General features: G+C 69.2%; 22 protein-coding genes. 21 read left to right on the top strand and 1 reads right to left on the bottom strand.

Going from position 1 to position 24,294, the window contains the following annotated elements; translation table 11 throughout:
• Nucleotides 1–38: 38 nt before the first annotated feature.
• The 21 genes from ACFWRV_RS02395 to ACFWRV_RS02295 all read left to right on the top strand — a co-directional run bounded on the left by ACFWRV_RS02395 (nt 39) and on the right by ACFWRV_RS02295 (nt 23,309).
• On the top strand, nt 39–530 hold the full coding sequence (locus ACFWRV_RS02395) for a LuxR C-terminal-related transcriptional regulator (protein ID WP_384327019.1): 492 nt from the start codon (nt 39–41) through the stop codon (nt 528–530).
• Between the two features lie 71 nt (nt 531–601).
• A complete protein-coding gene (locus tag ACFWRV_RS02390; protein ID WP_384327261.1) occupies nt 602–1,174 on the top strand; it encodes a hypothetical protein in 573 nt (190 codons plus the stop codon).
• Nucleotides 1,171–1,746: a DUF6624 domain-containing protein gene (locus ACFWRV_RS02385; RefSeq protein WP_384327018.1), complete on the top strand. Its 576-nt coding sequence runs from the start codon at nt 1,171–1,173 to the stop codon at nt 1,744–1,746. Before ACFWRV_RS02390 ends, ACFWRV_RS02385 begins: the two co-directional genes overlap by 4 nt.
• Nucleotides 1,747–1,927: 181 nt before the next feature.
• Nucleotides 1,928–2,140 carry a DUF5999 family protein gene (locus ACFWRV_RS02380; protein WP_384327016.1) on the top strand — a complete coding sequence of 71 codons (213 nt, stop codon included), beginning with the start codon at nt 1,928–1,930 and terminating at the stop codon, nt 2,138–2,140.
• Nucleotides 2,141–2,148: 8 nt separating this feature from the next.
• On the top strand, nt 2,149–2,688 hold the full coding sequence (locus tag ACFWRV_RS02375) for a hypothetical protein (protein WP_384327014.1): 540 nt from the start codon (nt 2,149–2,151) through the stop codon (nt 2,686–2,688).
• Nucleotides 2,689–2,712: 24 nt separating this feature from the next.
• The gene (locus tag ACFWRV_RS02370; RefSeq protein WP_384327012.1) at nt 2,713–3,024 is read left to right on the top strand and encodes a hypothetical protein; all 312 of its coding nucleotides are present in this window, start codon (nt 2,713–2,715) and stop codon (nt 3,022–3,024) included.
• Between the two features lie 15 nt (nt 3,025–3,039).
• Nucleotides 3,040–3,366 (top strand): DUF6082 family protein, encoded by a 327-nt coding sequence (locus tag ACFWRV_RS02365; RefSeq protein WP_384327010.1) that lies wholly within the window; start codon nt 3,040–3,042, stop codon nt 3,364–3,366.
• A 251-nt stretch (nt 3,367–3,617) separates the two neighbouring features.
• Nucleotides 3,618–3,803 carry an FxLD family lanthipeptide gene (locus ACFWRV_RS02360; protein WP_384327008.1) on the top strand — a complete coding sequence of 62 codons (186 nt, stop codon included), beginning with the start codon at nt 3,618–3,620 and terminating at the stop codon, nt 3,801–3,803.
• An 89-nt stretch (nt 3,804–3,892) separates the two neighbouring features.
• A complete protein-coding gene (locus ACFWRV_RS02355) occupies nt 3,893–5,932 on the top strand; it encodes a lantibiotic dehydratase family protein (RefSeq protein ID WP_384327006.1) in 2,040 nt (679 codons plus the stop codon).
• Nucleotides 5,929–6,993, top strand: a complete 1,065-nt coding sequence (locus ACFWRV_RS02350) for a lanthionine synthetase C family protein (RefSeq protein WP_384327005.1) — start codon at nt 5,929–5,931, stop codon at nt 6,991–6,993. Before ACFWRV_RS02355 ends, ACFWRV_RS02350 begins: the two co-directional genes overlap by 4 nt.
• 34 nt (nt 6,994–7,027) lie before the next feature.
• Nucleotides 7,028–9,073 (top strand): methyltransferase, FxLD system, encoded by a 2,046-nt coding sequence (gene fxlM, locus ACFWRV_RS02345; protein WP_384327003.1) that lies wholly within the window; start codon nt 7,028–7,030, stop codon nt 9,071–9,073.
• Between the two features lie 4 nt (nt 9,074–9,077).
• Nucleotides 9,078–10,190, top strand: coding sequence for a hypothetical protein (locus ACFWRV_RS02340; protein ID WP_384327002.1), 1,113 nt, complete (start codon nt 9,078–9,080; stop codon nt 10,188–10,190).
• Between the two features lie 434 nt (nt 10,191–10,624).
• Nucleotides 10,625–11,920 carry a methyltransferase, FxLD system gene (fxlM, locus tag ACFWRV_RS02335; protein ID WP_384327000.1) on the top strand — a complete coding sequence of 432 codons (1,296 nt, stop codon included), beginning with the start codon at nt 10,625–10,627 and terminating at the stop codon, nt 11,918–11,920.
• A gap of 78 nt (nt 11,921–11,998) precedes the next feature.
• A complete protein-coding gene (locus ACFWRV_RS02330) occupies nt 11,999–13,135 on the top strand; it encodes an NUDIX domain-containing protein (RefSeq protein WP_384326998.1) in 1,137 nt (378 codons plus the stop codon).
• Between the two features lie 53 nt (nt 13,136–13,188).
• Nucleotides 13,189–14,664, top strand: coding sequence for an NUDIX domain-containing protein (locus tag ACFWRV_RS02325; RefSeq protein WP_384326996.1), 1,476 nt, complete (start codon nt 13,189–13,191; stop codon nt 14,662–14,664).
• Nucleotides 14,661–15,926 (top strand): M15 family metallopeptidase, encoded by a 1,266-nt coding sequence (locus ACFWRV_RS02320; RefSeq protein ID WP_384326995.1) that lies wholly within the window; start codon nt 14,661–14,663, stop codon nt 15,924–15,926. Before ACFWRV_RS02325 ends, ACFWRV_RS02320 begins: the two co-directional genes overlap by 4 nt.
• A gap of 295 nt (nt 15,927–16,221) precedes the next feature.
• A complete protein-coding gene (locus tag ACFWRV_RS02315; RefSeq protein WP_384327258.1) occupies nt 16,222–17,991 on the top strand; it encodes an ATP-binding cassette domain-containing protein in 1,770 nt (589 codons plus the stop codon).
• A 131-nt stretch (nt 17,992–18,122) separates the two neighbouring features.
• On the top strand, nt 18,123–19,295 hold the full coding sequence (locus ACFWRV_RS02310; RefSeq protein ID WP_384326993.1) for an NUDIX domain-containing protein: 1,173 nt from the start codon (nt 18,123–18,125) through the stop codon (nt 19,293–19,295).
• Nucleotides 19,296–19,886: 591 nt separating this feature from the next.
• Nucleotides 19,887–20,837: a hypothetical protein gene (locus ACFWRV_RS02305; protein ID WP_384326991.1), complete on the top strand. Its 951-nt coding sequence runs from the start codon at nt 19,887–19,889 to the stop codon at nt 20,835–20,837.
• 678 nt (nt 20,838–21,515) lie between these two features.
• Nucleotides 21,516–22,064 carry a hypothetical protein gene (locus ACFWRV_RS02300; protein WP_384326989.1) on the top strand — a complete coding sequence of 183 codons (549 nt, stop codon included), beginning with the start codon at nt 21,516–21,518 and terminating at the stop codon, nt 22,062–22,064.
• Nucleotides 22,065–23,309 (top strand): MAB_1171c family putative transporter, encoded by a 1,245-nt coding sequence (locus tag ACFWRV_RS02295; RefSeq protein ID WP_384326987.1) that lies wholly within the window; start codon nt 22,065–22,067, stop codon nt 23,307–23,309. It begins immediately after the preceding gene.
• Between the two features lie 16 nt (nt 23,310–23,325).
• Here the strand turns inward: ACFWRV_RS02295 and ACFWRV_RS02290 are convergent, their stop codons facing one another.
• Entirely contained in the window at nt 23,326–24,180 is an 855-nt protein-coding gene (locus tag ACFWRV_RS02290) for a helix-turn-helix domain-containing protein (RefSeq protein WP_384326985.1), read from the bottom strand.
• Between the last annotated feature and the right edge of the window lie 114 nt (nt 24,181–24,294).

The following is a 24,294-nucleotide window of genomic DNA, read 5'->3' as shown; positions in this document are numbered from 1 at the left end:
CTTCCGAGACCGTCAGCCCAGCTGAGAAAGAGACGCCCGTGACCCTGTCCATGACGACCAGCGCGCCGATCGAACCGCTGAAGCCTGCTCAGCAGCGAGTCGCTCAGTGCCTCGTGGAAGGTCTCTCCACCCGAGAGATCGCCGCCGGGAACGGCCTGTCGCTTGAGACGGTCCGCCATTACGTCCGAGGAATTCGGCAGAGCCTCAACTGCCCGCCCCGCTGCAAGCCGCAGGTGCTCGTCCACTTCGTGCTGGCCGCCGAACAGGTCACCCAGCCCACAACGGAGCGGCCAACGCCGGCTCTCAACGAGGCGCAGGAGTTGCTGCTGAAGGCGGTCGCTGAGCACAGCGCTCCCCGCGACGTCGCCCTCGCCGCCAAGATCGCCCCCGCCGACCTCCGGTCCGCACTCGATGAACTACTCGACGAGACGGGCACCGATGACGTCATCCAGCTCGTCGTACTGGCCCACGCGTGGGGCCTGCTGGGCGCCAGGCCGACCGGCGCGGTGGAGAGCGGGGCCGTCCGGTGAACACGTCACCCGCCGCGCCGTTCACCGAGCCGTCTCCCACGCCTCTGGGCCAGCCCGCACCGGCGGCAACCGTGTACGAGATGCGCACTCTGAGCACGGACGCCGAGCGAGACGAGGCCGTCGCACTCGTCCAGGACCGTCAACGCTGGCTCACTATGCGCGGCCTGCCGGTGCCCGCCCGAGCCGATATACCGGCTCTGTTCCGCGACCCGCAGGCCGTGCCCGCCGGCCTGTTCGAGGACGGGCTGCTGCTGGCCTGCATGATCCCGCACCGCGCACCCGACCTCGGATGGGGACGAGGTCCGTGCCTCTTTCTGAGCTGCTTCCACACCCTGCCCGACCACGCCGAGAACACCGTCCAGCTGATCACCCTGTGGGCCTCCGACTTCGCCGCGAGACTCGGACTCCCGCTCGTGCATGCCGAGGCCCTCGCCCGCCACCCCCTCTACGCTGATCCGATCGCCCCCTTCCTGCGTCGGCTCATCGACATTGGCTGGAACCTACGGGGATCGGGCACCGGGCAGCACGGCGAGCCAGTCGCTCGCCTCGAACTCATCGCCGAGCAGCGGCCTGGCCTAACCGCACTCATCGGCTGCCGGGTCCACAAGCCGCAGTCCGCCGCTGACAGCCGGAGCATCACGTGACGGCCGCCGAACCGCTGCGGCCGGACCTCGCCCGCGAACTCATCGACCGAGCCACGAAGGCGGCAACGTACCGGGCGGCACGCGTGCGCAACCATCTCGACGCCGTCCGACTCGGTCAAAGCCGACACTCCGACCACGCTGACACCAAGGTGCTGCGCCGCATCCTGGCCGAGCATGACTGGCCCGGCCATCGTCTCGTCGGCCCCGATGCCGCCCGCGCCGCGTGGAGCATCGCCCTGCACAGCGACGACGAACCCGACTTCCAACGCGCCGCCACCATCCTGCTGGAGCGAGCGGCTCAGGCCGGCGACGCGCGCATCGACCACTGGGCGCACCTGCACGACCGCGCCCTCATCACCAACGGGCGCGTCCAGGAGTACGGAACCCAGCTCCTGCTGAATCCCGAGGGCGTCACGCTGTGTCCGCTGCGCGCACCGGAGTCGCTGGACGAGCGCAGGGCCGCCGTCGGGCTGCCGCCAATCGCCGTCGCTCTGGAGGCAGTGCGCCGCCGGTACACGCCTTGCCACGTTGCCGACGACACTCCGACCGTCGTGCTCGCGGGGGCCGCATGACGAAGCGGGACCTCGACGGAATGGCAAGAACCCAAGGTCTCCGCGTCGATGACGCGGAAGACAGGACGACGTCTGAACGCGCGCCGTGCGCCGTCCCCCATGAACCCCCTCTCCGGTGCCTCGCGCCCCCGGGCGACGCGCGCCGGAGAGGGTCCAAAGCAGCGAATCAGAAAGGACAACCATGTGCTCGCACACTCCGCCCTGTCCGCCCGCTGACGGGCCAGCCGGCGAGGGTGCCAAGGTCGTCGCCCGGGACAGCGGTGTGGGGTCCTCTCGTCTCTGCAACGGCGTCCTGCTCTTCGAGGACACCGGGGCCTTGCTGCCCGACGGTCGGATCATCGAGCCGCACAGCGCATCGTTCGCTGGGGCCCTCCGAACCTGGATGGGCTTCTGATGGACGTGATGGCGTTAGACGAGACCGGCCGGCACGAGGACCTGCGCAGGCAGATCGGCGGCATTCTGGCCTTGGTCGCCCCGCTGGTGAAGCCAACGACGGGCCTGGACCTCCCGGGCCTGGTCTCCTTCCGGATCGTCCCCGTGGAGACCTGGCAGTCCGAACAGGCTGCGGAGAAGGCCCGACTCATTCGGGCATACCGAGAGCTGATGCCGTTCTGGAAGCGGCCCCTCATCGGACTGGGTGGCACCGTTGTGCTCCGCAGGTTCCGCCGGCTCTCCGCAGACCTGGGCGGGGTCATGGTGATGGGTGCCACCCAGCCGGGCCCGGGAGCCGACGAATCGCAGACGCTTCTCGTCCCGGAGGCCCTGGAGCACACCGGTGTCCTGTCCGACCCGGAGTTCCTCGCCCAGGTGATCGTGCACGAATTGGTCCACCACGCTCAGAACCGTGCGTCCCGGCACCGAGCGGACTGGACCGCGCACACGCCGAAGACCCTCCTCCGTGGAAACGGCGTGTCCTTCCTGGAGGAAGGCCATGCGCGCTAGGCGGACCAGGTCATCACCCGCAAGTTGTTCGGCACCGCGCCCGATGCCGACAGCGCACCGAAATCCGAGCGGTATGAGGACGTGGCCAAGCGCAAGGAGATTGCCCGTCTCAGGCCGAAGGTCAGCCCGTACAAGGTGGGCCAAGTGCTCGTCGCGTCGGCGGTCGACATCGTCGGTGCGCAAGAGCTGAGCGCGGTGTGGTCCAACGCGGAGCTTCTGCCCAGCAAGGTCGAGGTGGCGGAAGCTGTTGCCGCCCTCGCCGCCGACGCGCCCACGCGGCCCGAGCTCTGGGCCTCCCGCCTCGGGAACTCGACGCTGATCGATCCCCCAACCTGAAAGGGCCGTTGCCGTATGAAGCTCACCACCGCCGTCCTCGCTGCCGGCGCAGCAGTCTCCCTCGCGAGGCTCCGGCAGGACGTGCGGCACCAGGCCGAACGGAGCGAGGCGCTTCTCGCGAAGAACCAGATCGAATGGCTGGCGCAGATCTCCACCAACCCCGACCTCGCCGAGATCTGGAAGCCCGAGGACATGGAGACCGAGGAGTACATACGGCTGATGTCGGCCAACCGGCTCCTTTGCACGTTGAGCCTGCGCGACCGTCTCGGCTTGATCCCGAAGGGGCACCTGCCCCTCTTCGCCGCGTGGATCATGGAAAGCGACGTCAGCCGCCAGTACTAGAAAGCACTTCGGTGACCTTCGCTCCCAGGAGGCCGAGGGCGACGAGCGGGCCGAGCACTTCATCCAGGTATTGAGCCACGCCGCCGAGAACACCCCGCTGGCGCAGCCTGCAGCAGCCTGACTGCACCGCACCCCGACCCCCAGACGCCCTGGACCAGGCGACTTCGCCGGCCTGCTCGTCTGGCATCAGGCCCCGGGGCCCAACCGGGTCTCGGTACCCCGCACCATCCACCCCCTTACAGGAGGCAAGCATGACCGCCATCCAGACCGAAAGGCCGACCGCTCCCGCGCAGGCCGACCTCGTGAAGACCGACGACGACCCGTTCGGGCTCGACATCACCTTCATCGAGGGAACGCCGGCGACCGAGACGGTCCTGATGTGCGGCACCGGCGACAACTGCGGCAGCTCCTGCCCCAGCGCCTGCACCACCTCGTAAGCCGGGTCACCCCGGCAGCGCGGGCCGGACGGGGGTCTCCCCGTCCGGCCCGCCCCGCCCGTCACGCCGAGAAGATGAGGAAAGCGCTGATGACACGGCAACGGCTAAGCCTGTACGAGGCCGCGGGGCAGGCCATGCTGCGCGCCGCAGTCCACACGACCGAGCCCGCCATGCCGCCCTGGCCAACGCGCACGGCACCCGTGGAAGAGTGGCGCGCTTGGCTGAGCGCGGTGTGGTCCGATCCCGACTTCCACCACACCGTGTCGCAGGCGAGCCCCCACCTGGCGGAGAAAGTGCAGGCCATCATCGACGGCCGCACGCCGAAGGTGCGCCGGATGCGCCGGGCGGCGCTGGCCACCGCCCGCTACGCGATCCGCTACACACGTCGCTCCACCCCCTACGGTCTGTTCGCCGGCGTCGCTCCGCTCGGCTTCGCCAAGACCGCGTCCGTTCGCATCGGCGACGAGCACCAGGCCGTGGCCCGCCCCGAGCCGACCGGACTCGAGGAGATGCTCAGTAGCTGGGAGAGCGACGCTGCGCGCATGGCCGACGTGGAGGTCTGTGTCAACACCCTGGTCCGACAGCGCGACCAGCACATGCACGTGCCCTCCGAGGGCGACGCCGAGTTCCGCCTCGCTCTGAGCCCCGCACTGCGCCTCGTCCTCGATCTGGCCCGATCGCCGATCGCGTACGGCCACTTGTCCGACAAGCTGGCCGCGGAGTTTCCCACCGTGAGTGACACCGCGCGCGACCGGATGCTCGGTGAACTGCTGCGGGTGCGGGTGCTGCGCTCGTCGCTGCGTGCGCCCGCCACCGTCGCCGACCCCACCGACGTCTTGCCGCCCGCGGCTCGCGCTCAGGCAGCTGGCCTGCGGACAGCGTGCGACCTGCGGCTGGATGCTGGCGTGCGGCTGCCCGAGCAGGTGCTGGCCGAATTGGAGACCGCGGGGACTGTCCTGGCCCGCCTGGCCACCCACCCGGCCGGAACACCGACATGGCAGCGGTGGATCCAGCGATTCACCGAGCTCTACGGCGAGAACACCATGGTGCCGGTGGACGTGGCCACGGATCCTGACCGGGGCGTGGGTTTCCCGGCCGGGTTCCTCACGGCGAGCGAACCGCCCCGGGCGATGTCCCGACGAGACCGGCTGCTGTTGGAGCTGGGCGGCACCGCCGCCGCCGAAGGCAGCCGCGCTGTCGCCCTGACCGGGGCGATGATCGAGGAACTGGAAGCCGCGGCCAGCAAGAGGCCCCGCGATCTGGCACCTCACCTCGAACTTGCTACACAGGTGCACGCCTCCTCCGTCTCGGCTCTGAATCGTGGGGACTTTCGGTTGCGTGTGCTGACCGTCTCCCGCTCGGCCGGATCGATGACCGGCCGGTTCTGGCACCTACTGCCGGGTACGGAGGCGGCGTACGCGAACCTGCCCACCGTCGATCCGGAGGCGGAACTCGCGCATCTCTCCTTCCACGCTGGACGTGTGCCGGCTGACCTCCTCACCCGCGCGCCGCAGGCCCTGCCCCGCGTCGTCAGCGTCGGCGAATTCCGCCGCCCCGACCCCCACGTCCTCTTCCCCCGCGACCTGTCGGTCACCGTCGCCGACGGCCGCCCCCAGCTGGTGGAGACCGCGACGGGCAAGCCGCTGGAGCTGCTGGCCCCCACCGCCATCAACTTCCTGTGGAACAACTACACCCCCCCGATGGCCCGCTTCCTCGGCGAGGTCAGCCGGGCCGCGTCCCCGCAGGTGACCTGGTTCGACTGGGGCGCCGCCTGGGCCCTGCCCTTCACCCCGGCACTCACCTACCGGCGCACCATCCTCTCCGCCGCCCGGTGGAAGATCCGCAGCCGCATACTGCCTGACCGCACCGCACCGCTGCAGCAGTGGGCGGATCAACTCCATTCCTGGCGGGACCGGTTCCGGGTGCCGGAACAGGTACTCCTGGCGGAGGACGACCAGCACCTCACCCTTGACCTCAGCCGCGACGTCGACCTGGACCTGCTGCGCGCGCACCTGGATGCCAGCCCCGTCGGTATCGCCACCCTGCACGACGCGCCCCCGCTGGACGCCGACGGGTGGATCGGCGGCCGGGCCCACAGCATCGTCGTCCCCCTGGCCAGGCGCTCATGACGACGACCGTGCCCCGTACGCAGGACCTGTCCGAGGGTGCCCTGGGGATGGCTCTGTTCGACATCGAGCGCCGGGACCTGTCCACGGCCCGCCGTCACCTCGCCCAGGCCACCACCCGGGGCGTGAGCACCGGCAGCAACGCCAGCCTCTTCCACGGAGCACCCGCCCTGGAGTTCGTTCTGGCCCTCGCTAACGGGGTCGGCGACGACGTCCGCGCGGCTGTCGATCGCGTCGTGGACGCCCGGCTCGCCGCCGCCCACCGCCGTCAGGCCGCCGGCGCGCTGCCCCATCTCGCCGAATGGGACCTCATCCGCGGGCTGACCGGGCTCGCCGCGCTGTTGCTGTCCCGCCCCATCGCGCCCCGGCTGCACGACGTTCTCGCCTGCCTCGTCGCGCTCGCTCAACCCGCCCGCGGTGACGGTCGGATGCTGCCGGGGTGGTGGTCGGCGGCCGGCCCCGATGGGACCGATATGACTGGCGGGCACGGTAACAACGGCATGGCCCACGGGATCGCGGGGCCCCTGGCTGTCCTCTCCCTCGCCCTGCGCGCCGGAATCAGCGTCCCCGGCCAGGAGGAGGCCATCGGCACGTTCGCGATCTGGCTCGACCGGCACGGCACCCACTACTGGTCCACCGCAGCCCACCTGGACGTCGACCAACCGCCCGAGGCGGAGCCGGCCCGCCAGTCCTGGTGCTACGGCCAGCCCGGCATCGCCCGCGCGCAGCAGCTCGCCGCGCTCGCCCTCGGCGACCCCGCCCGGCGCCAAGCGGCCGAAAACACCGTCGAGACCATCCTGAGCGACCCGCAGCAGCTCGCCCGCATCAGCGACTCGACCCTCTGCCACGGCTGGGCCGGGCTGCTGACCCTCACCCGCGCGGTCGCCGCCGACAGCCCCACGCCCGCCCGCTTCACGCCGATCGTCAAGGACCTGCACCGACGGCTGGCCGCCGACTGGGAGCACTTGCCCAAACCTGGCTTCTTGGAAGGCCGCGCCGGAGCCCAACTCGCCTTGCACGAAACCGGCACCGCCGGCTGGACCCGTGCCCTCCTGCTCACCTGACCCCCTTGCCGTCCCACAAAGGAGTTCGCTGCCCATGATCTTCGACGACGAGAACCTGCCCATCCCACCGGACACCTCCTGGTGGCACGCCTCCGTGGCGTTCCCCGACCCGCACCACACCGCCGCACAGGCCCTGGCCACCGCGCTCTCCGGACGCCGTTTCCACTTCCTGCGCAAGGACGCCGGCGTGCGCCTGCGCACCGAACAGCCCGCCACCGGTCTGCTGGACCAGCTCGTGGCCGACCGTGTGATCACCGGCTGGACGGGCGGGATCTACGAGCCGGAGACCTATGCGTTCGGCGGCCCCGAGGGTATGGAGGTCGCGCACGACGTGTTCTGCGCCGACAGCCCGGCGGCGCTCGCCGAGACCGGTATGCCCGGCGCCCGCGAGCGCAGCGTGATGCTGCTGTCCGCCCTGATCCGCGCGACAGGGCTGGACCCGTTTGAAGTCGGGGACGTGTACGCGCGGTGGGCCGCCCTGCGGCACCCCGTCAACCCGCCCCAGGGGCCCGCGCTAGAGAAGGCCGTCGCCGCGATGCGGCGGCTGATGAACGCGGACGCCGCCCTGCGCCCGCAGCCGGAAGCGGGCTGGGGGGAGCGCGTCGCCGCGTTCGAGGACGCCGGCCGCCGCCTGCGCCGGCTCGCCGCCGACGGCCGGCTGATACGCGGAATCCGGGGCGTCCTCGCCCATCACGCCATTTTCGCGTTTAACCGCGCGGGCGTACCCGTTGACGCGCAGGCCGCCACCGCGTGGCTCGGCCGTCACGTCGCCTTCTCCACCGGAGAAGGAGCTGACGTGTCTCCCCGCAAGTCCGCCCCGGCAGACCCTAACCTCCTTCGAATGGAGACCACCGTGACACCCGTGAACGACCCCAACCAGCTGCGCGAAGCCCTCGCCCAGCGACTCGTCGACAGCGGCCACCTTCGCAGCCAGGCGGCCATCGAAGCGTTCCGCACCACCGACCGGCACGCCTTCCTGCCCGGAGTCGACTTTGAGCGCGCGTACAAGGAGGACGCGGTCCCGATCAAGCACGACGAGCACGGGGAGATGATCTCCTGCATCTCCGCGCCGTCCGTCGTCGCCACCCAGCTCGAACAGCTCGGCGCCCAGCCCGGTCACAAGGTCCTGGAAGCCGGGGCCGCCACCGGATACAACGCCGCCCTCCTCGGCCAGATCGTCTCGCCCGGCGGGCAGGTGTGGACCCTCGATGTCGACGAGGACCTCATCGCCGGCGCGAGCAAGCACCTTGCCGAAGCCGGCGTGCAGAACGCCACCGCGGTGATGGGCGACGGGGCGGCCGGGCTGCCTGAGCACGCCCCCTACGACCGCATCCAGTTCACGGTCGGCGCGGGCGACGTCCCGGTCAAGATCCTCGACCAGCTCGCGCCTGACGGGCGACTGGTCCTGCCGATGCGCATCCGCGGCAGCATCTCCCGCTCCTTCGCCTTCGAACGCGACGGGGACACGTGGAGGACTGTCTCCTGCGAGATGGCCACCTTCGTCCCGCTCCGCAAGGGCGTCTGCGACGACGTGTACACCCTCGTCCCCATGTCCGGCGAGGGCAACGTCCGCCTGGAGACGTTCAGCGAGCAGGACGTCGACCGCGAAGCGCTGCGCACGGTTCTCGACGAGCAGCAGACCAAGCTCTACACCGGAGTGAAGTTCCGGCAGGGCTCGGCGTGGGAGTGGCTGTACCTGTACCTGGCCTGCGCACTGCCCAACGGTCTGTCCCGACTGCCCGGCCAACGCCCCGGGTTCACCCCGCACTTCGGGTGGGGCTCCATGGCTGCCCTCGACGGCGGGTCGCTGGCCTACCTGACCATCCGTGAAGGTGAAGACGAGAAGGGCCGGTACTGGGAGGTCGGTGTGATCGGCCACGGCAAGGGCGGAGGCGACCTCGCCGAGCGCGTCGTGACCGAGATCCGCGCCTGGGACGCCAGCGGCGGCAACGGCGCCCCCGAGCCGGGCTTCCGGATGGCCGTCGCCGACTCCCGTGACCGGCTGATGGTCGACGAGGCGCGCTTCGTCCTCGACAAGCCCTACAGCCGACTCGCCGTCGACTGGGCGCGCAAGGGCTGAGCCGATGATCCCCGCGATAGCCAGCCGCATCCCCCTGGTCCGCCGCACCAAGGCGCCCGCGCTCCCGTTGGAAGAGCGCATCAACCACCTCACCGGGCTGACCGTCGCACCCGCGGGTGCGGGCCACCACGACATGGTGGCCCGCACCTGCAGCATCCTCAACTACGCCGCACTCATCGCCTCCGACGTCGGCCTGCCCAACCTGGCCACCGATCTGTGCTGGAGCCAGCACCAGGTCTTCGCCGACGCCGGACGCATGGGCGGGCCGATCGGCGTCATGTCGCTGATGCCGCTGGTCAACCTCTCCCGGTTACTGACACGCGACGGCCAAGGCGAGGCAGCCTATGACCTCCTCACCCGCCTCAACCACGCCGCCCGTCAACGAGGAAAGACGGAGATCGACGGCCGCACCGTCGACCTGTCCTCGCTGACCAGCACCGAGGCCGATCACCGGCAGGTGTGCCAGGAGCTGTGGGTCACCCTGCTCGTGGACGGTGCCCGCGCCCTCACACGCATCGGCCGGTGGACCGAGGCAGCCGACGCCATGGCCCAGCACCGCGGCATCGGCAACCGTCTCCTCGACGGCCGCCAGATCAAAGTCATGGCCCTGATGGAGCAAGGGCGAAGCCAGCCGGCTCTCGACCTGATCGACACCACCCAGCCCACGGAATCCTGGGAGACCGCCATCGGCCTACTCCTGCGCGCCCACTGCCGTCCCGTCGGCGTACCGGTTGCGCGGGCCGACCTCGAACACACCTTGGACGAAGCCGCCGTGCTCCTCGCCCCTCCCGATCCGTCGACCGCCGTGTTCCAGACCCGGGCGGGCCTGACCGCCCTCGAACTGGACCCCGACGGGCAGTGCGCGGACACGCTGCCGAAAACCATCGCCGAGGTGGCCCGGCTCGACGCCTACGCCGCCCGCGACGTACTGCACCACGCCCTTGCCGCGTCCGTCCTGGACGCCGGTTCGACCCACGCGCTCCACGCGGTGATCGCCGCAGCCGGACTGGGATCCGGCGTCCTGCCCGCCCACCACCACCAGGCGCTGACGGGCGCGGTCGCCCACGCCTCCGCAGAGCTGGAAAGGCTGCTGAAGACCGAACCGGAACCCCGTTAGGAGCGGACGACCGGGAGGAGCTGCCGGATGCTCCACGCCACGCGGCGGTGTCGGCGTTTCGGCCATTTCCCGCCCGGAGCTGCTCCAAGCCCCGTCAGGGATCCCGCGCCTGCAGGGTTCCTTCACGCAGGAAATAGCGGGCTTTCCAGCACGACCGAATGACGTGTGTTCGATATCGCAGCCGTGTCGTTAGACCTCACGACTCTGCCGCAGTGACCGTCCCAGGGCGAACGATGACCTAGGCCATCGCACAGGACCAGCCGCCGAAACCACCGAAAGAGACCGAGCCGGACGACGAGCCACAGGAGGCCAGTGTTCGAGAGGAGGGCTACCTCTACCGCGACGAGTTACGGCTCCAGTCCGGCTCCGACCCGCTGCCGGTCCTCCCTGCCCCCCATGCTTCAACCGTCCGACGAAACACCGGAAGGAATGCCGTGACGACTTCATCGGCCACCGAAGTCAGCGACGCGAGCGAGCTTCGCCACCAACTCGTCGAGCAGCTCCGCGCCAACAGCCACATTCGCTCCGCCGCAGTCGAGCGCGCCTTCCGAACCGTGCCCCGGCACGCTTTCGCCCCCGAGGTCCCCCTCCCCTCTGCGTACGCCGACGACATCGTCGCCACCCGCCACAGCGGCGACGGAACCATCACCAGCTCCCTCTCCGCGCCCTGGCTGCAAGCCGACATGCTCGAAGTTGCCCGCATCCAGCCCGGCCACCGCGTCCTGGAAATCGGCTCCGGCGGATACAACGCCGCGTTGATCGCCGAACTCGTCGGTCCGACCGGTTACGTCACCACCCTCGACATCGACCCGGTCGTCACCGAAAGAGCCGCCCGCTTCCTGCGCGAGACCGGATACAGCCAGGTCAGCGTAGTCACCGCAGACGCCGAGCACCTTCCCTCCAAGGTGGTGCCGGAGGGCAGATTCGACGCCATCGTGGTCACCGTCGACACCTGGGACCTGCCGTGGATCGACGCCCTGGCCGAAGGCGGCCGTCTCGTCGCGCCGCTGCGCCTGCACGGTTACCACTGGGCCATCGGCTTCACCAAGGGGGAGGGAGCGCTCCACAGCGACGAACCGCTCATCATCTGCGGCTTCGTCGCCATACAGGGCGACGGCGCCTGGAACAAGAACCGCCGCACCGTCCCCGGCGCCGGAGTCCGCCTCTTCTGGGAAGACGGCACTCCGCTGCCCGTCGACCAACTCGCCCTCGCCCTCACCCGAGAGCCGACCGTCACCCGCACCAGCATCACCGTCGGTGGCCAGGAACCCTTCGACCTCCTCACGCTCTACCTCGCCGGCGCCCTGCCCGGCTTCTGCCGCCTGGAAGTCGACCCCGACGACGACCACCAAGTCCTCAACCCTCCGCCCCAGCACTGGCCCGCCGCCGCGATCGTCCGCGGAGCCTCCCTCGCCCGGCTGGCCCATGAGCGCATCGGCGACGGAGACGACGGCGAGGGCCGGTACGAGTTCGTCGTCCACGGCTACGGCGACCACGGTCACCTCGCCGCGCAGGAGATGGCCGAGCACGTCGAGCACTGGCAGCGCAATCATCGCGGCGCCCGCTGTCCCTTCATCACCGCCCGCCCGGCAGTCGGCCGTGCTCCGGCGGACACGGACCACGAACCGCACCTGTTCGCCAAGAAGCACACCCACATCACCGTGGACTGGCCGATCGTGCCCGTCAGAGCCGCCTGTCCCACCGTCCCTGGGAAATGCGACGCCAGATGAACGATGGAGCCTCCTGATCACCGCCTGCCGCCCCGTGCTGCACGTCCACCCTTCCATAGTCGTGAAAGGCAGAGACCCGTGTCCTCTCCCGTCTCCCCTTCGGATCACGTCACACCAAATGCAGCTCTGCCCGCGGCGCAAGGCGCCGCCGCCCGGCACGCTGCGTGGCTCGGCGCAGCCGCGATCATCACCGACGAGGTCGGTCGGGTCCTGCTGGTGCACCCCACCTACCGCAAGGACGGCACTTGGCTGCTGCCCGGAGGCGTCGTGGAACCCGGCGAACACCCGCACGCCACCTGCCGGCGCGAGATCACCGAGGAACTGGGCCTGGATCTGCCCCTGTCAGCCGTTCTCGCCGTCCATTCTTTCTCCCAACACCACCCCGACCTTGAGCCCGGCACGTCCTGCCCCGGCGAGGTCCGGTTCGTCTTCGACGCAGGGATCCTCAGCCCCGACCAGGTGGAGGCCATCCGCCTGCCGCGCGAGGAGCTGTCCGAGTACGCCTTCCTGGAGACACGGGACGCCGTACAGCATCTGCGCCCCATGGATGCGCAGATCATGCTCGCTGCCTACCGTGCCCGACTTGGGCACACCGCCACCGCCCACCTCGCCGACGGCCAGCACATCCTCGACGTCCCCGCCCTGGACCGGCACGACGTCCACGTCCGCTACCGACGCCTGTGGGACAGCCCTCTGTACCGAAGCCCCGTCCCCGACCGGCTGTCCGTGCAGCAAGCCTGGTCGTGGTGCTTCGTACCCGACGGCCGCGTCGTCCTGGTGGCCGACCCCGGCCCGCGGGGCGCGCTGCCGATGCTGCCCGGCGGCACCGTGGAGAGCACCGACGCGACGCCCGAGGACACCCTGCACCGCGAAGCCGCCGAAGGAGCCCAGCTCACCCTGACCGACCCGGTCCGACTGGGCTGGGTAATGGATGAGACCGGCGAGGTCTTCGGCGGTGTGGGGCCCAATGCCCGGCTCCGGCTGGCCGCCCGGGTAACCGCCATCAGGCCGGCGGCAGTCGACCCCGCCACCGGTCGCCCCTTCGCCCGCCTGCTCTCCACAGCCGGCCAGGCAGCCGCCCTGCTGGGCTGGGGGCCGCCCGGAGCGCGGCAAGCCCAACTCGCCTTGGACACGGCACGCGCGCGGTGGGGCCTGCCCACCGCTTCCGCCGCTGCCATCGAGGAAATCCCTGCGGAGGGGATGCCGCTGAGCTGACCCGAACCCACGCCGTCTAGCTCTCTCGCTCCGCGCCCCTCTGAGGTAGCCCCATGCCCTTGTCGCAACACCACATCCGCACCACCGTCGATGCCTACCTCGCTCGCCGCGCTGACGAGCGCGAGCAGCTCGGCGTCCTCCTGGACGCCCTCGACCGGACCGGCGTGGACATCGCCAGCCGCTCGACCTTTACCGGACACGTCACCTGCAGTGCGATCGTCGTCGACCAGCTCGGCCGCGTCCTGCACGTGCTGCATCTGGCCAGCGGGAAGGTACTCGCCCCCGGCGGACACACCGAGCCCACCGACGATTCCCTAGCGACGGTGGCACTGCGGGAGCTGCACGAGGAGACCGGGATCCCGCCCCGGGCCGTAACGGCGTGGCCCGGCTACGAGACCGTGCCGCTGGACATCGACATCCACGACATCGACGCCCACCCGGGCAAGGGCGAAGCCGGACACCAGCACTTCGACCTACGGTTCCTCTTCCGGCTGCACACCTCGACCGAGGTGCCGGTCGTGCTTCAGGAAGAAGAGGTCGGAGGCATCGAGTGGCGACCCGTGGACCGGGTGACCTCACCGACCCTGCGCGAGAAGCTGCTTAAGCTCCCGCTCCAGGTCGAACCGGAGACGGCCAACGCCTCGGCCCTGATCTACAACGACCGCGGCGAGTACCTGCTCCACCTGCGCGACTACTTCCCCGGCCAGATCTGGGAGCCGGGTATGTGGTCCCTGCTGGGCGGGGGCCGAGAGCCCCAGGACGCCGCACTGGAACAAACTGTTCGGCGCGAACTGGCCGAGGAAGCCGGCCTCGACCTCACCGGCCTGGCCCCGTTCGGCACCGAGTACGCCACCGACGACGCCGGCGCGACCGTGCCCATCGCCATCTACGCAGGCCGCTGGAACGGTGATCCGCGCGAACTCCATCTGACCGAAGGGGTAATGCTCGCCTGGTTCGCCCCCTCGGACCTCCACCGCCTGCGCATCGCGGACACCACCAGCGACCTCATACGGCGCCACGCCGCCAGCAATCCAGCGATGCAGAGCGGGCCCGAACCCGAGGAGGAGCGTCTGGCTTCGCCGCACGGCACGGTCCCCAACATCATCGGCGTCCACCTCTACCTGGAGCGGCCCGACGGGACGGTGCTGCTCGGACTGCGCCACCCCAACTCCGCTTTCGCGCCGTCCACCTGGCACGTCTTGGCCGGCCACTGCGAGCAGGAGAACGCCATCGCCTGCCTGATCAGGGAGGCCCAGGAGGAGGCCGGCCTGCAAATCGAGCGTCAGGACGTCGAACTCGTCCACGTCGTCCACCACATCGACAAGCCCAGGAACCCACCCCGCATGGGTCTGTTCTTCCGGGCCCGCACCTGGCGCGGGGAACCGACGCTGCGCGAGCCGGACAAGTGCCTGCAGTGGAGATTCTGGGACCCAGCTGCCCTTCCCGATGACCTCGTCCCCTACACCCGACTGGCTATCGCGAAGATCCAGAGCGGTGAGCTTTACAGCGAGACGGGCTGGCCCGCATGACCGGCACCCCGACCAGCGCGCCCAGTCGCGTGCCCGCTGCGGCAGCGGCCGGGCGCCCGGACACCCGCCTCGTGGTGATCCGCGGGAACTCGGCGTCGGGCAAGTCGAGCGTGGCCCAGGGCCTGCGAGATCACTACGGCCGCGGTGTCGCGATCGTGGGCCCGGACGTGATCCGCCGGAACGTGCTGCGCGAGCACGACACCACGGGCGGCGCCAACATCGCCCTGCTGGGCAGGATCGCCCGCCACGCACTGGACGCCGGCTTCCACGTCGTACTCGAAGGGATCCTGTACGCCGACCGCTACAGCCACATGATCACGTCGCTGGTACGGGACCACCGCGGCGTCTCGGCCTGCTACTACCTGGAAGTGCCGCTGGAGACGACGTTGGCCCGGCATGCGTCGAAGGCGGACGCCGCGTACCTAGAGCAAGTCACCGACAGCCACCTCACCTCGTGGTACCGGCAGCTGGATCTGCTGACCGGCGGTCTGGAGACCGTGATCCCGGCCGACAGCACGCTGCAGGACACCGTCGCCCGGATCGTGCGCGACACCGATCTGGCCCCTGCTGCCGCCCCGCCACTACAGTCCAAGCCGTCACAGGGAGACTCTATGAACCCTCTGGTGCTGATGTCCGATCCGCAGGTCGCCGCGATCCTGGTGCACGAGTGCGGAGAGCCTCTCGTCGACGTGCGCGACCACGACTTCCGCGTCGACCCCCGCAAGCACGACCCGCTGGGCGCATTCGCCCACGTCCGTGAAGGCGTCCTCGCCCGGCTGAAGCATGCCCGCTCGTTCCTGCCCGCCGGCACCGACCTGCTGTTCATCGAGGGCTACCGGCCACCGGCCCTCCAGCAGAGCTACTTCACCGAGTACCGCGACGAGCTGGCCGCCGCCCATCCCGACTGGGCACCTGAGCACCTGCACCAGGCCGCCAGCCGGTACGTGTCTCCACCGGAGATCGCGCCGCACTCCGCGGGAGCAGCCGTGGACGTGACCCTCGTCGACCAGGACGGCCACGAGCTCGACCTCGGCACCGGCGTCAACGCCTCCCCCGAGGAGAGCAACGGGGCCTGCTTCACGCACGCCCTGAACCTCAGCGACCAGGCGCGCCACCAGCGCACGCTGCTGCTCAACGCCATGGAGAGCGCGGGCTTTACGAACTATGGAACCGAGTTCTGGCACTTCTCGGCAGCGGACCGGTACGACGCGCTGAGGCGCCAGGAGCCTCACGCGCGCTACGGACCGATCGAACTGCCCTAGCACGCCGGCGGACTCTACTTCCCCGCCACCCGCTCCGATCCGCAGACACAGGAGCACTCGCTATGCCTCCCGCAGCTATGCGGAATCCAACTCGTCTCAAACACGTGCGTTCGAAATTTCGGTGCTGTCGCTGCACTCCCGACAGCGTCCAACCGACAATCCAGGGGGACCAGTAGCCGTGGCCGATGCTCACGAATCTCAGACCTTCGCTCCTCCTCCTCCACCGCCGCCAGCGGAGATCACCTACAGCGGCCAGTACTCCGTCAACCCGCTCGCCGAGGCGTCGTTCCGGAAGATGTGTGCGCAGATTCCGGCCGTACTGGGGAGAATCGCCCGGCTGTCGTGGCGGACAGACCGGCGGGCCGTGCAGCTCCTGGTCGGGTGCCAGGTGCTCACCGGTGTTTCCGCGGCCGTCCTACTGACCGCCACCGCTCGGGCGATGGGCCCCATTCTCGGCGCTGGGCCCTTCGCTGACCGGCTGCATACAGCTCTCCCGGCGCTGCTGGTGCTGACATTGGCAGCCGCTCTCGGCCGTATCGCGAGTGCGGTAGCCACGTACGCGGAACGGCGGATCACGCCCCTGCTCACCTCGCAGATGGACAGTGCACTGGTCGAGGCGGTCTGCAGGGTCGAGGCCGCGGCGTACGCGCAGGACGGGTTCTCCGACCGCCAAGAGGCGGCGGAGATGGGGGTGACCCGCACCCACGTGATGGTCACCGACGCCCAGCGCTTCATGTCCGCGCTGATCCGCATGGTCACCGCCGCCGGCGTCCTGTCGGTGCTGCACGTGATGCTGCTGCCGCTGCTCCTGCTCGCCGTTCTCCCCGCGGGCATCGGCGCCCTACTGAACGCCCGGGTCGACTACAAGATCCACTATTCCAACGTCAGCGACCGCAATATCCGCAGCATGATGCGCTGGTGGGCGACCGCGTCACGGTACGGCGATGAAGTCCGCGCCAACTCGATGACCGACTACCTAGTCTACTGGTACCGGTCCCTGTCCGAGCGGTGCGACCGGCGGATCCTGGCCGCCGCCCCGCGCACCCTGCGCATCGCCCTGCTCTCCTCACTGGCCGGCGGCGTCTTCCTCCTCGCGACCTGGAGCGCTCTCGCATGGCTCACGGCCACCGGCCGGATCGAGCCCGCCATTACTGCCACGGCCTTCATCGCCGTCCAGACCACGCTCGCCGCCCTCTCCCAGGTCGTGATCAACGGGGCCGCCGTCTTCCACACCAGCCTCTACCTGGGCGACATGCAGAACTTCCTCGACGCCGCCACCGCCCGTGCGCCGAAGCGCGGCCACCACCAACTCACTTTCCCGGTCGACGAGATCAAGCTCGACGAGGTCGTCTACCAGTACCCCGGGAAGGACAAGCCGGCCGTCGACGGCGTCTCCCTCACCCTGAAGCGCGGCCAGATCCTCGCGATCGTCGGAGCGAACGGCTCGGGCAAATCGACCCTGACCCGGCTGCTCACCGGGATCTACCTCCCCGACAAGGGCAGAGCGACATGGAACGACACCGACTTAGCAGATGCCGATCCCACTGCCGTCTGGCGGAGCACCGGCCTGGTGCCGCAGATCTTCGCCCAGTGGCCGCTGCGGGTCCGCGAGAACGTCACCCTCGGCCAGCCCCGCACCCACGACGACGGGCCGGTGTGGGAGGCCATCGACGCGGTCGGGCTGCGCGAAGCCATCGACGACCTCCCCTCCGGCCTCGACACCCTCCTCGCCCGGGACATCTTTGGCGGCTCCGAGTTCTCCGGCGGGCAGTGGCAGCGCATCGCCGCCTCCAGAGCCCTCTATCGCAAGCCCGAGCTGCTGATCCTGGATGAGCCGACCTCGCAGATGGACCCGCGCGGTGAGCATCAGATCTTCGAGCAGATCAAGGCCATCGCCGCCGACCGGATCACCATCGTGGTCACCCACCGCCTGGAGAACACCAAGATCGCCGACCACATCGTCGTGATGGAGCACGGCCGGATCACCGAACAGGGCCGGTATGAAGACCTCGTCCACGGCGGCGGGACCTTTGCGGAGCTCCTGGAACTTTCTCAGGACCGCTGATCACCTCGCTCGTCCCGCCGTACGGCGGGAGGGGCCCACACCAAGTCATCCGTCCACACCGCCGACCTCGACGTCCTGCGCTGCTACGCCCTGCCCCCCTCCCCCCGCCCCGCGATCAGATGGAGAACCTGGTGACCACTGAGTCCACCAACACCCTGGCCTGGCATATCTACGGCCAGCGTCAAATGGCCCGCGCCTACACCCCGCCCATCCCCGACCGGCTCGGTTGGACGCCTTGGGAAGGGATCGGTCCGGGTGCAGAAGTCCTCGGCGATCTCGCCGGCCGCCGAGTCCTGGACATCGGGTCCGGAGCCGGTCACCACGCCGTCCATCTCGCCCAGGCGCACGGAGCCCGCGTCACCGGCATCGAGCTGTCCCCGACCCAGCACGAACGTGCCGTCTCCGCCCACGCAGACGTCGACGGGGTTGAGTTCGTCCATGCAGACGTGACCGACTACCTGGTCGGAGCCGAGCCGTTCGACGCGGCGTACGCGATCGGGACGCTCGCCTTCATCGACCCGCACCGCTCGCTGCCGACATTGCGCGACGGCCTGTTGCCCGGCGCCCCCCTGATCCTTTCGCTCCTCCACACGGACTTGCACGGCCGTGGCCCGTCCCAGGAAGTGACGCCGCGCGAACAGATGATCCTGCTGCGCGACGACCCGCCCCTGCCGACGCACATGTGGGTCCTGGCACCGCAGCTGTGGGAGGACCTGCTCACCGAGTACGGCTTCCGCGTTGAGACATTCGACCTGCTGAAGCACCCCGACGAGAGCGCCACGGTCGTCCAACAGCTCATCCGCGCCCGGCACCTGCCCGGCCGACCGTCGCGCGTCACCAGCCGACCCCGCAGCACTCAAGCCCCGGCCGCACACGCGGCCGTCGGCGTCGGAGCGATCCTGCTCAGCGAACAGGGCATCCTGCTGGGCCGGCACCGCCGCGGCACCCTCGAACTGCCCGGCGGCAGCGTGGAAGCCGGCGAGTCCTTCGAGGAAGCGATCATCCGCGAACTCGCCGAGGAGACCGGTCTGGTCGCTCGTGCCGAGGACGTGGGGCTCCTGGGCACGCTCCTCGACCATGTCGAAGATGTCCTGCGAGTCACCGTCGGCGCGCTCGTCCACACCTGGCTGGGGCAGCCGACCACACAGCCGGACGAGAGCATGGGCCACTGGGCGTGGTACCCGCTCGATCAGCTTCCCGACGGCCTGTTCGTCTGCAGTGCCCAGATCCTCACCGCCTGGCGTCCCGACCTGCCCATCGACCACCCGGCCGCGTACTTCGCCGCCTTCGATCCAGCCAAGTAGGCGGCGCATTAGCACGACAGCCGACACCGATGCCCTTCGCGACGCGACGAAGGTGCCGCTGGCCTGTCGGTGGGTTTCGGGATCAGGCACGAACTCCGTGAGGACGATCAACGGCGTTCGGCCTCGGTGACGTAAAGGCGTCTGGGACCGTGGTGCGCCGCTACGAACGGGGCGTGGACCTGTTCCGCACCTCGGCGAGTTGCTGGTGGAGCGAGTGTTCTCCGAGAACGGTGTGGTGCGGCTGGAGGTGCGGGAGGCTGAGCGTGCTGGTCCGCTGGGAGCCAATTGACCTCCGGGAGCACCACAGGGCACGACCGCCAGGACTCCCATCGTCCCGCCATCCATGCCGCCCATACCCTCGATGATCCGTCCGTCCGGGCCCATGCTGTCGCACGCCGCCGGACCCGGCGGGCCCATCGCTCTCTCAGCCGCGCCGGGCGGCTCCCGGGCGAGCCTGGCGCCCGCCGGACCCGAGGCCAGCGGGGAAGAGCGCCCGCTTCTCAGGATCGACGGCCCCAACCCAGGCCCGCGTCGGACGGGCTGCGGCCCTGGGCGGCCCTATGTGCCGCCCAGGGCACACAGAGTAGCAAAATGCGCATTGCGTCACAGTTGATTCATCAAGTGCACTATGTGCTGCAAACTGACTATATGGACATAGCCGCATCGAGCGCCCTTTCGATACCGGATCTCGCTGCCCATCTGGTGCGAACGGCGCCCGCCCAGGAACTGCAGCCGCCGACCGCACTCGGCGTTCAGCCCGCGTCGCCCTCGGCGGCGTCGGCCGCCGGGGGGCTTCGACAGGCGATCGACGCGGTGAGCGAGCACCTCGGCCCACCGACTCTGTATGGCGGGAGCGCCACCGGGCCCACCATTCGATGGCGAACACCATCACACACCGTAGTTCTCGATTCACCTGATGTCGCCGAAAGTGGTCTGCAGCTGTCCGTGCGCCGGACGGCGTCTCTGGAGCGGGCGGAGGCCGATCGTTTCCGGCGCGCCGGGGAGCTGGACGCCGAGGACTTGCCGTTTCTGTGGCAGTGGCAACCGATCCCAACGGCGCCCCCACCGCCGTCCGCACCGGTCGCCCAGGACTGGGCAAGTCTTCGAGCTTCCCTCGAAGCGCTACTTCGCGCCTGGTGCGAACAACTCGAAGCGCAGCTCGGCCAGGACGACGCCGGATTCGACATCGTGGTCAATGCAGACGGCAGGCCGCGGCGGCTAGTGGTCCTGGTCAGCCCTGCGGACAGCTTGACGGTGCTCGTGGACGACAGAGATGGCGCTCACGGCGACGAGCACCACGCCGAGATGACTGGCCGGGGATGGCAGGACTTCATACCGCTGCACCGCTGGTGGGGCTCCTACTTCGAGCGCACGTCGGCGGGTGCCGCCGCAGCGGCACACCTGATCGTGACCGAGGTGCGAGCCCGTGGAGCCCAGAGCCCCTACGACCTCCACTTGTCGGACGTCGGCGCCGGCGAGAACGACGGACTCCTGGTCCTCCCGGGACTGGGCGTCGCCAGCGCCCCCGCCCGCCCGCTCTGAGGCACCCTGCGGCACGAGCGGATGAGGAATCCGACGAACTAACTGGGCGTCACCGCAGCCCACAAGGTTGCTCATTGCGTCGGCCCATCCGCCGAACAACCCCAGCGGCCCCTTGGGCGATCCCGCCCCAACTGCGTCTCAGAGCGGAACAAAGAACGCTCGGACGCGGGTTGGGACTCCTGAATCGCGAACACCCTCCTATCAGTTCAAAATTGCGCCCCGAAGTTCGGTAAGAGCCAATCGAATATGCGCCCACCGTTCAGCACCCGCCAACCGCAGGCCAGAGAAGCTCTATCACCGAAGCCAGTCAGGCTGCAGACGCTTTCCCGGAGTGCATATTTCTAGCATCGGCAAAGATCAAACTGCGCCTTGCCGGAACCATAGGCATCCTCTAGCCCTGGCGGGACACCCCAGGCTGCCCCTGTCAAGGTGATTCACCTCACGCATTTCCCGGGGAATCCGCCTCGCTCCGCCCGTGCGGTCAAATCCGGCGAAGCGGAATTCGGCCCGCCCCAGTTTCAGATCCGCCATACGACCGACATATGGTCGGCATTCCGGGTTTCACTCTTCCCCCATGCCCCCTTTCGGCATGACGAGAGAGGCTTGCAAACGCCCGGCACCGACCGGACGGAAGCTGGAGTGAGACCGATGCTGCGAGCCTTGCGCGAAGGAAGCGAAATGCGCAAACTGCTCAGGGACTGCGGAAGGAAGATCGCCGACCTGCCAGTCCCAGACTCGTCCTCCATTCCCGCCCTGGTGGCAGCAATGGAGGCGGCCAGCGGGCGCAGCATCCGGCTCGTAGCAGTCGATGCACCCGAAGTCGATCTACGAACAGCTTGCGGGCTGCGGATACGGGGCGCGTACAGCACGGTGGTCCTCTATCGTCCGCGGTCCACTCCGCACCAGACTGATCACGTGGTCCTGCACGAGCTCGCACACGAGTGGCTGGACCACGGCGTCAGCATTCCGCTCGACGAGGCGATGCAGTCTGTGCCTACCGCTATGCAGCATGACGTGGCGGAGGCTTTTCACCCGGGGGCGGTCATCCAGGCACGTGCACGGTACAGAAGCGCGGACGAGCGTGAGGCCGAAATGTCGGCCTACCTGATCAAGCAACGTATCTACCGGAGCCGGACATCAGGGCATGACCTGATCAGCAGGCTGGAGTCGACCTTGTCGCACCCACTCGCGCCGCCGCGCCGCCCTAGGCCGGAAGAAGTCGCGTAGATGACCACCATGCTGTGGGTCGTCGCCATCGGCATGACCGTTACGGCCATATGGCGTTTCCCTGCTCTGAGGTATGGAGACCCAACGCAGCGGGCTCTCTGGGCGTGCTCGGCGGGCTTCGCCGCCACAGTCTGGTGCAGAGTCCCGCAGGTAAAGCACGCGTTGGACAACTCACCTGTGACGGATCTGTCAGCTCTGGTGAAATACCTGACGTCCCTGGTCGCCATCCTCGCGGCCCTCCGATACATCACGGCCGTATACGGGGAACCCTCCGGGGATTCCGACCGGCACGTAGCCATGAGCCGGCGCATCAGCCATGTGGCGCACACGTGTGCGCTGGCTGCCCTGATCGCACTGGTCGTGCTCTTCTTCACTGTGGTGGACCGGAGCCATCCGAGCGTTGATTTCGCCGATGCGCAGGCCGGCCAAATTGGCGGCGCACTCTTTTTGACGATCCAGTACACCTACCTAGGTGCGGCTGCGGCCACCTGCTGCTATCAGTGGGCGCGGGCAGCCCGCCGGGCCGAGAAACGGCTGCTGAGAATCGGGCTAGCGCTGATGGCAACGGCCATGGCGATCTACACGGTCTATCCGGTCCTCCGTACCCTGATTACGTGGTTCCCCCCGGAGGTCAGCGCGGTCACGATGCGCACGGTGGCCGATTCGGTGAACATGGTGGTCGCCTTTCTCTGGGCGGCAGGCGCCGCCGTACCGTCAACCATGGCGATCTCTGCGCGCTGGACCTCTTGGCGGACTCTGCACAAACTTCATCCGCTGTGGTCAGACCTCATGGGCTCGTTTCCGCACCTTGCGCTGCAGCGGCCCGGGGCTGGGATCACCGAGTCGCTGCGTTGCGTCCCCTCCCTCGACGTCCGCCTGGATCGGCGGACACAAGAGATCGCCGACGGGGTCGAGCAGCTGCGCCACCACGCCTCTCCGGGGTTGCTTTCCGTCGCCGAGGACCTGGCCGAGTCCCATGACGACCCCGAAGCAGCGGCCGAGGCGTACTGGATCAGGGCCGCCCAGCAGAGTCAGAAATCGGGCAGGCGTTCCGCCGTACCCTCCAGGAAGCTCCGCGAGAAGCCGCTGACCAGCGTCACCTCCGAGGCGGGCTGGCTAGCCCGCGTCGCAGCAGTGCCCGTGCCCCCGAACCTGGTGCGGATCATGCACGAGCGGGCGGGCGAGCCGCCCATCGACCCCGCCCTTCAAACAGGTGGCCGGAGTCAGGCGGTTACCCCGACCTGAGCCGGTTCCGACTGGATCAAGGGCCCGACGGGTCGGCCAGCTCGCGGTTGAGGAGATCCGACAGCAAGGCGACCATCTCGGGCGAGACACCGCCCTCGCCACCACGAGCAGCGAGGTCGACGCCGTAGCGGCTTGCGATGTAACGAAGGTCGTCCAGGACCCGGCTCTCTGCCCTGTCATCGAGGTGAAGCTCGGACACGCCGAAATAGCCGGCCAAACCGGTGACAGCTATGGCGCGGGCCACCCGGGCGCCGGCGAAAACTCGGTCCGCCGGCATACCCCGGAGCAGGGCCTCGACCTGGTCACCTCGAACGACCTCGGCACCTGCTACGCCGTTGACACCGGCCGCGATCGTGTCGGGTGACGGCTCACCATCCGGGAAGCGTTCGCCGACCAAAGCGCGGAGTTCCAGGGTGAGCGGAGGCAGAGCTGTCGGCAGGGATGCCGGCACGGCCTCGCCGAATGACCGGCGCTGGGCCGCCAGCAGCTCATCCGCGTGAACGCCGTACAGCTTCGCCAGGGGGCCGATCCACGCGTCGTCGAGCCGGCGCTCGCCGCGCTCGGCGCGGCTCAGCCCGTACTTGCTGATCCCGACCTCCTGTGCGGCGGCGTACTGGGCATACCCAGCGTCACACCGCACGTCGGCAAGATCGCACGGGCCCTCACGAGGGAACAAGACGTCGATATCGACACGAACCACTTTGGCGATAACCGGGAGCTTCTCCCCCGGAGGGAACGTTTTCTCCGTCTCCCAGCCCGCAACGATCGCTTGATTCTTCGACCCCACCGCAACTGCCAACTCGCGCCGATGCACATCTGCGGCGCGGCGCGCCCTCATCAACTGAGGGCCGTTGAACCGGCGTGGCGGCAAGGCTGACACTCCTGAACGTGCTTGTGGGTGGCGGTGGAGCCGCACAACAAGGTCTTGCAACAGAAACATACATCAGATACTTTTCGTTGCAGAGCTGGAGAGGGAAGCCCTCCC

This window comes from Streptomyces sp. NPDC058576 (assembly GCF_042718715.1).
Taxonomy (GTDB): Bacteria; Actinomycetota; Actinomycetes; order Streptomycetales; family Streptomycetaceae; genus Streptomyces.
This window is presented reverse-complemented; position numbering and strand designations above follow the sequence as displayed.

Coding starts and splice junctions, on each gene's coding strand:
- ACFWRV_RS02315 (WP_384327258.1), top strand. CDS start 16,222: ATGTGTGCGCAGATTCCGGCCGTACTGGGGAGAATCGCCCGGCTGTCG.
- ACFWRV_RS02375 (WP_384327014.1), top strand. CDS start 2,149: ATGGCGTTAGACGAGACCGGCCGGCACGAGGACCTGCGCAGGCAGATC.
- ACFWRV_RS02325 (WP_384326996.1), top strand. CDS start 13,189: ATGCCCTTGTCGCAACACCACATCCGCACCACCGTCGATGCCTACCTC.
- ACFWRV_RS02320 (WP_384326995.1), top strand. CDS start 14,661: ATGACCGGCACCCCGACCAGCGCGCCCAGTCGCGTGCCCGCTGCGGCA.
- ACFWRV_RS02380 (WP_384327016.1), top strand. CDS start 1,928: ATGTGCTCGCACACTCCGCCCTGTCCGCCCGCTGACGGGCCAGCCGGC.
- ACFWRV_RS02295 (WP_384326987.1), top strand. CDS start 22,065: ATGACCACCATGCTGTGGGTCGTCGCCATCGGCATGACCGTTACGGCC.
- ACFWRV_RS02365 (WP_384327010.1), top strand. CDS start 3,040: ATGAAGCTCACCACCGCCGTCCTCGCTGCCGGCGCAGCAGTCTCCCTC.
- ACFWRV_RS02305 (WP_384326991.1), top strand. CDS start 19,887: ATGCGCATTGCGTCACAGTTGATTCATCAAGTGCACTATGTGCTGCAA.
- ACFWRV_RS02360 (WP_384327008.1), top strand. CDS start 3,618: ATGACCGCCATCCAGACCGAAAGGCCGACCGCTCCCGCGCAGGCCGAC.
- ACFWRV_RS02355 (WP_384327006.1), top strand. CDS start 3,893: ATGACACGGCAACGGCTAAGCCTGTACGAGGCCGCGGGGCAGGCCATG.
- ACFWRV_RS02300 (WP_384326989.1), top strand. CDS start 21,516: ATGCGCAAACTGCTCAGGGACTGCGGAAGGAAGATCGCCGACCTGCCA.
- ACFWRV_RS02350 (WP_384327005.1), top strand. CDS start 5,929: ATGACGACGACCGTGCCCCGTACGCAGGACCTGTCCGAGGGTGCCCTG.
- ACFWRV_RS02340 (WP_384327002.1), top strand. CDS start 9,078: ATGATCCCCGCGATAGCCAGCCGCATCCCCCTGGTCCGCCGCACCAAG.
- fxlM (WP_384327003.1), top strand. CDS start 7,028: ATGATCTTCGACGACGAGAACCTGCCCATCCCACCGGACACCTCCTGG.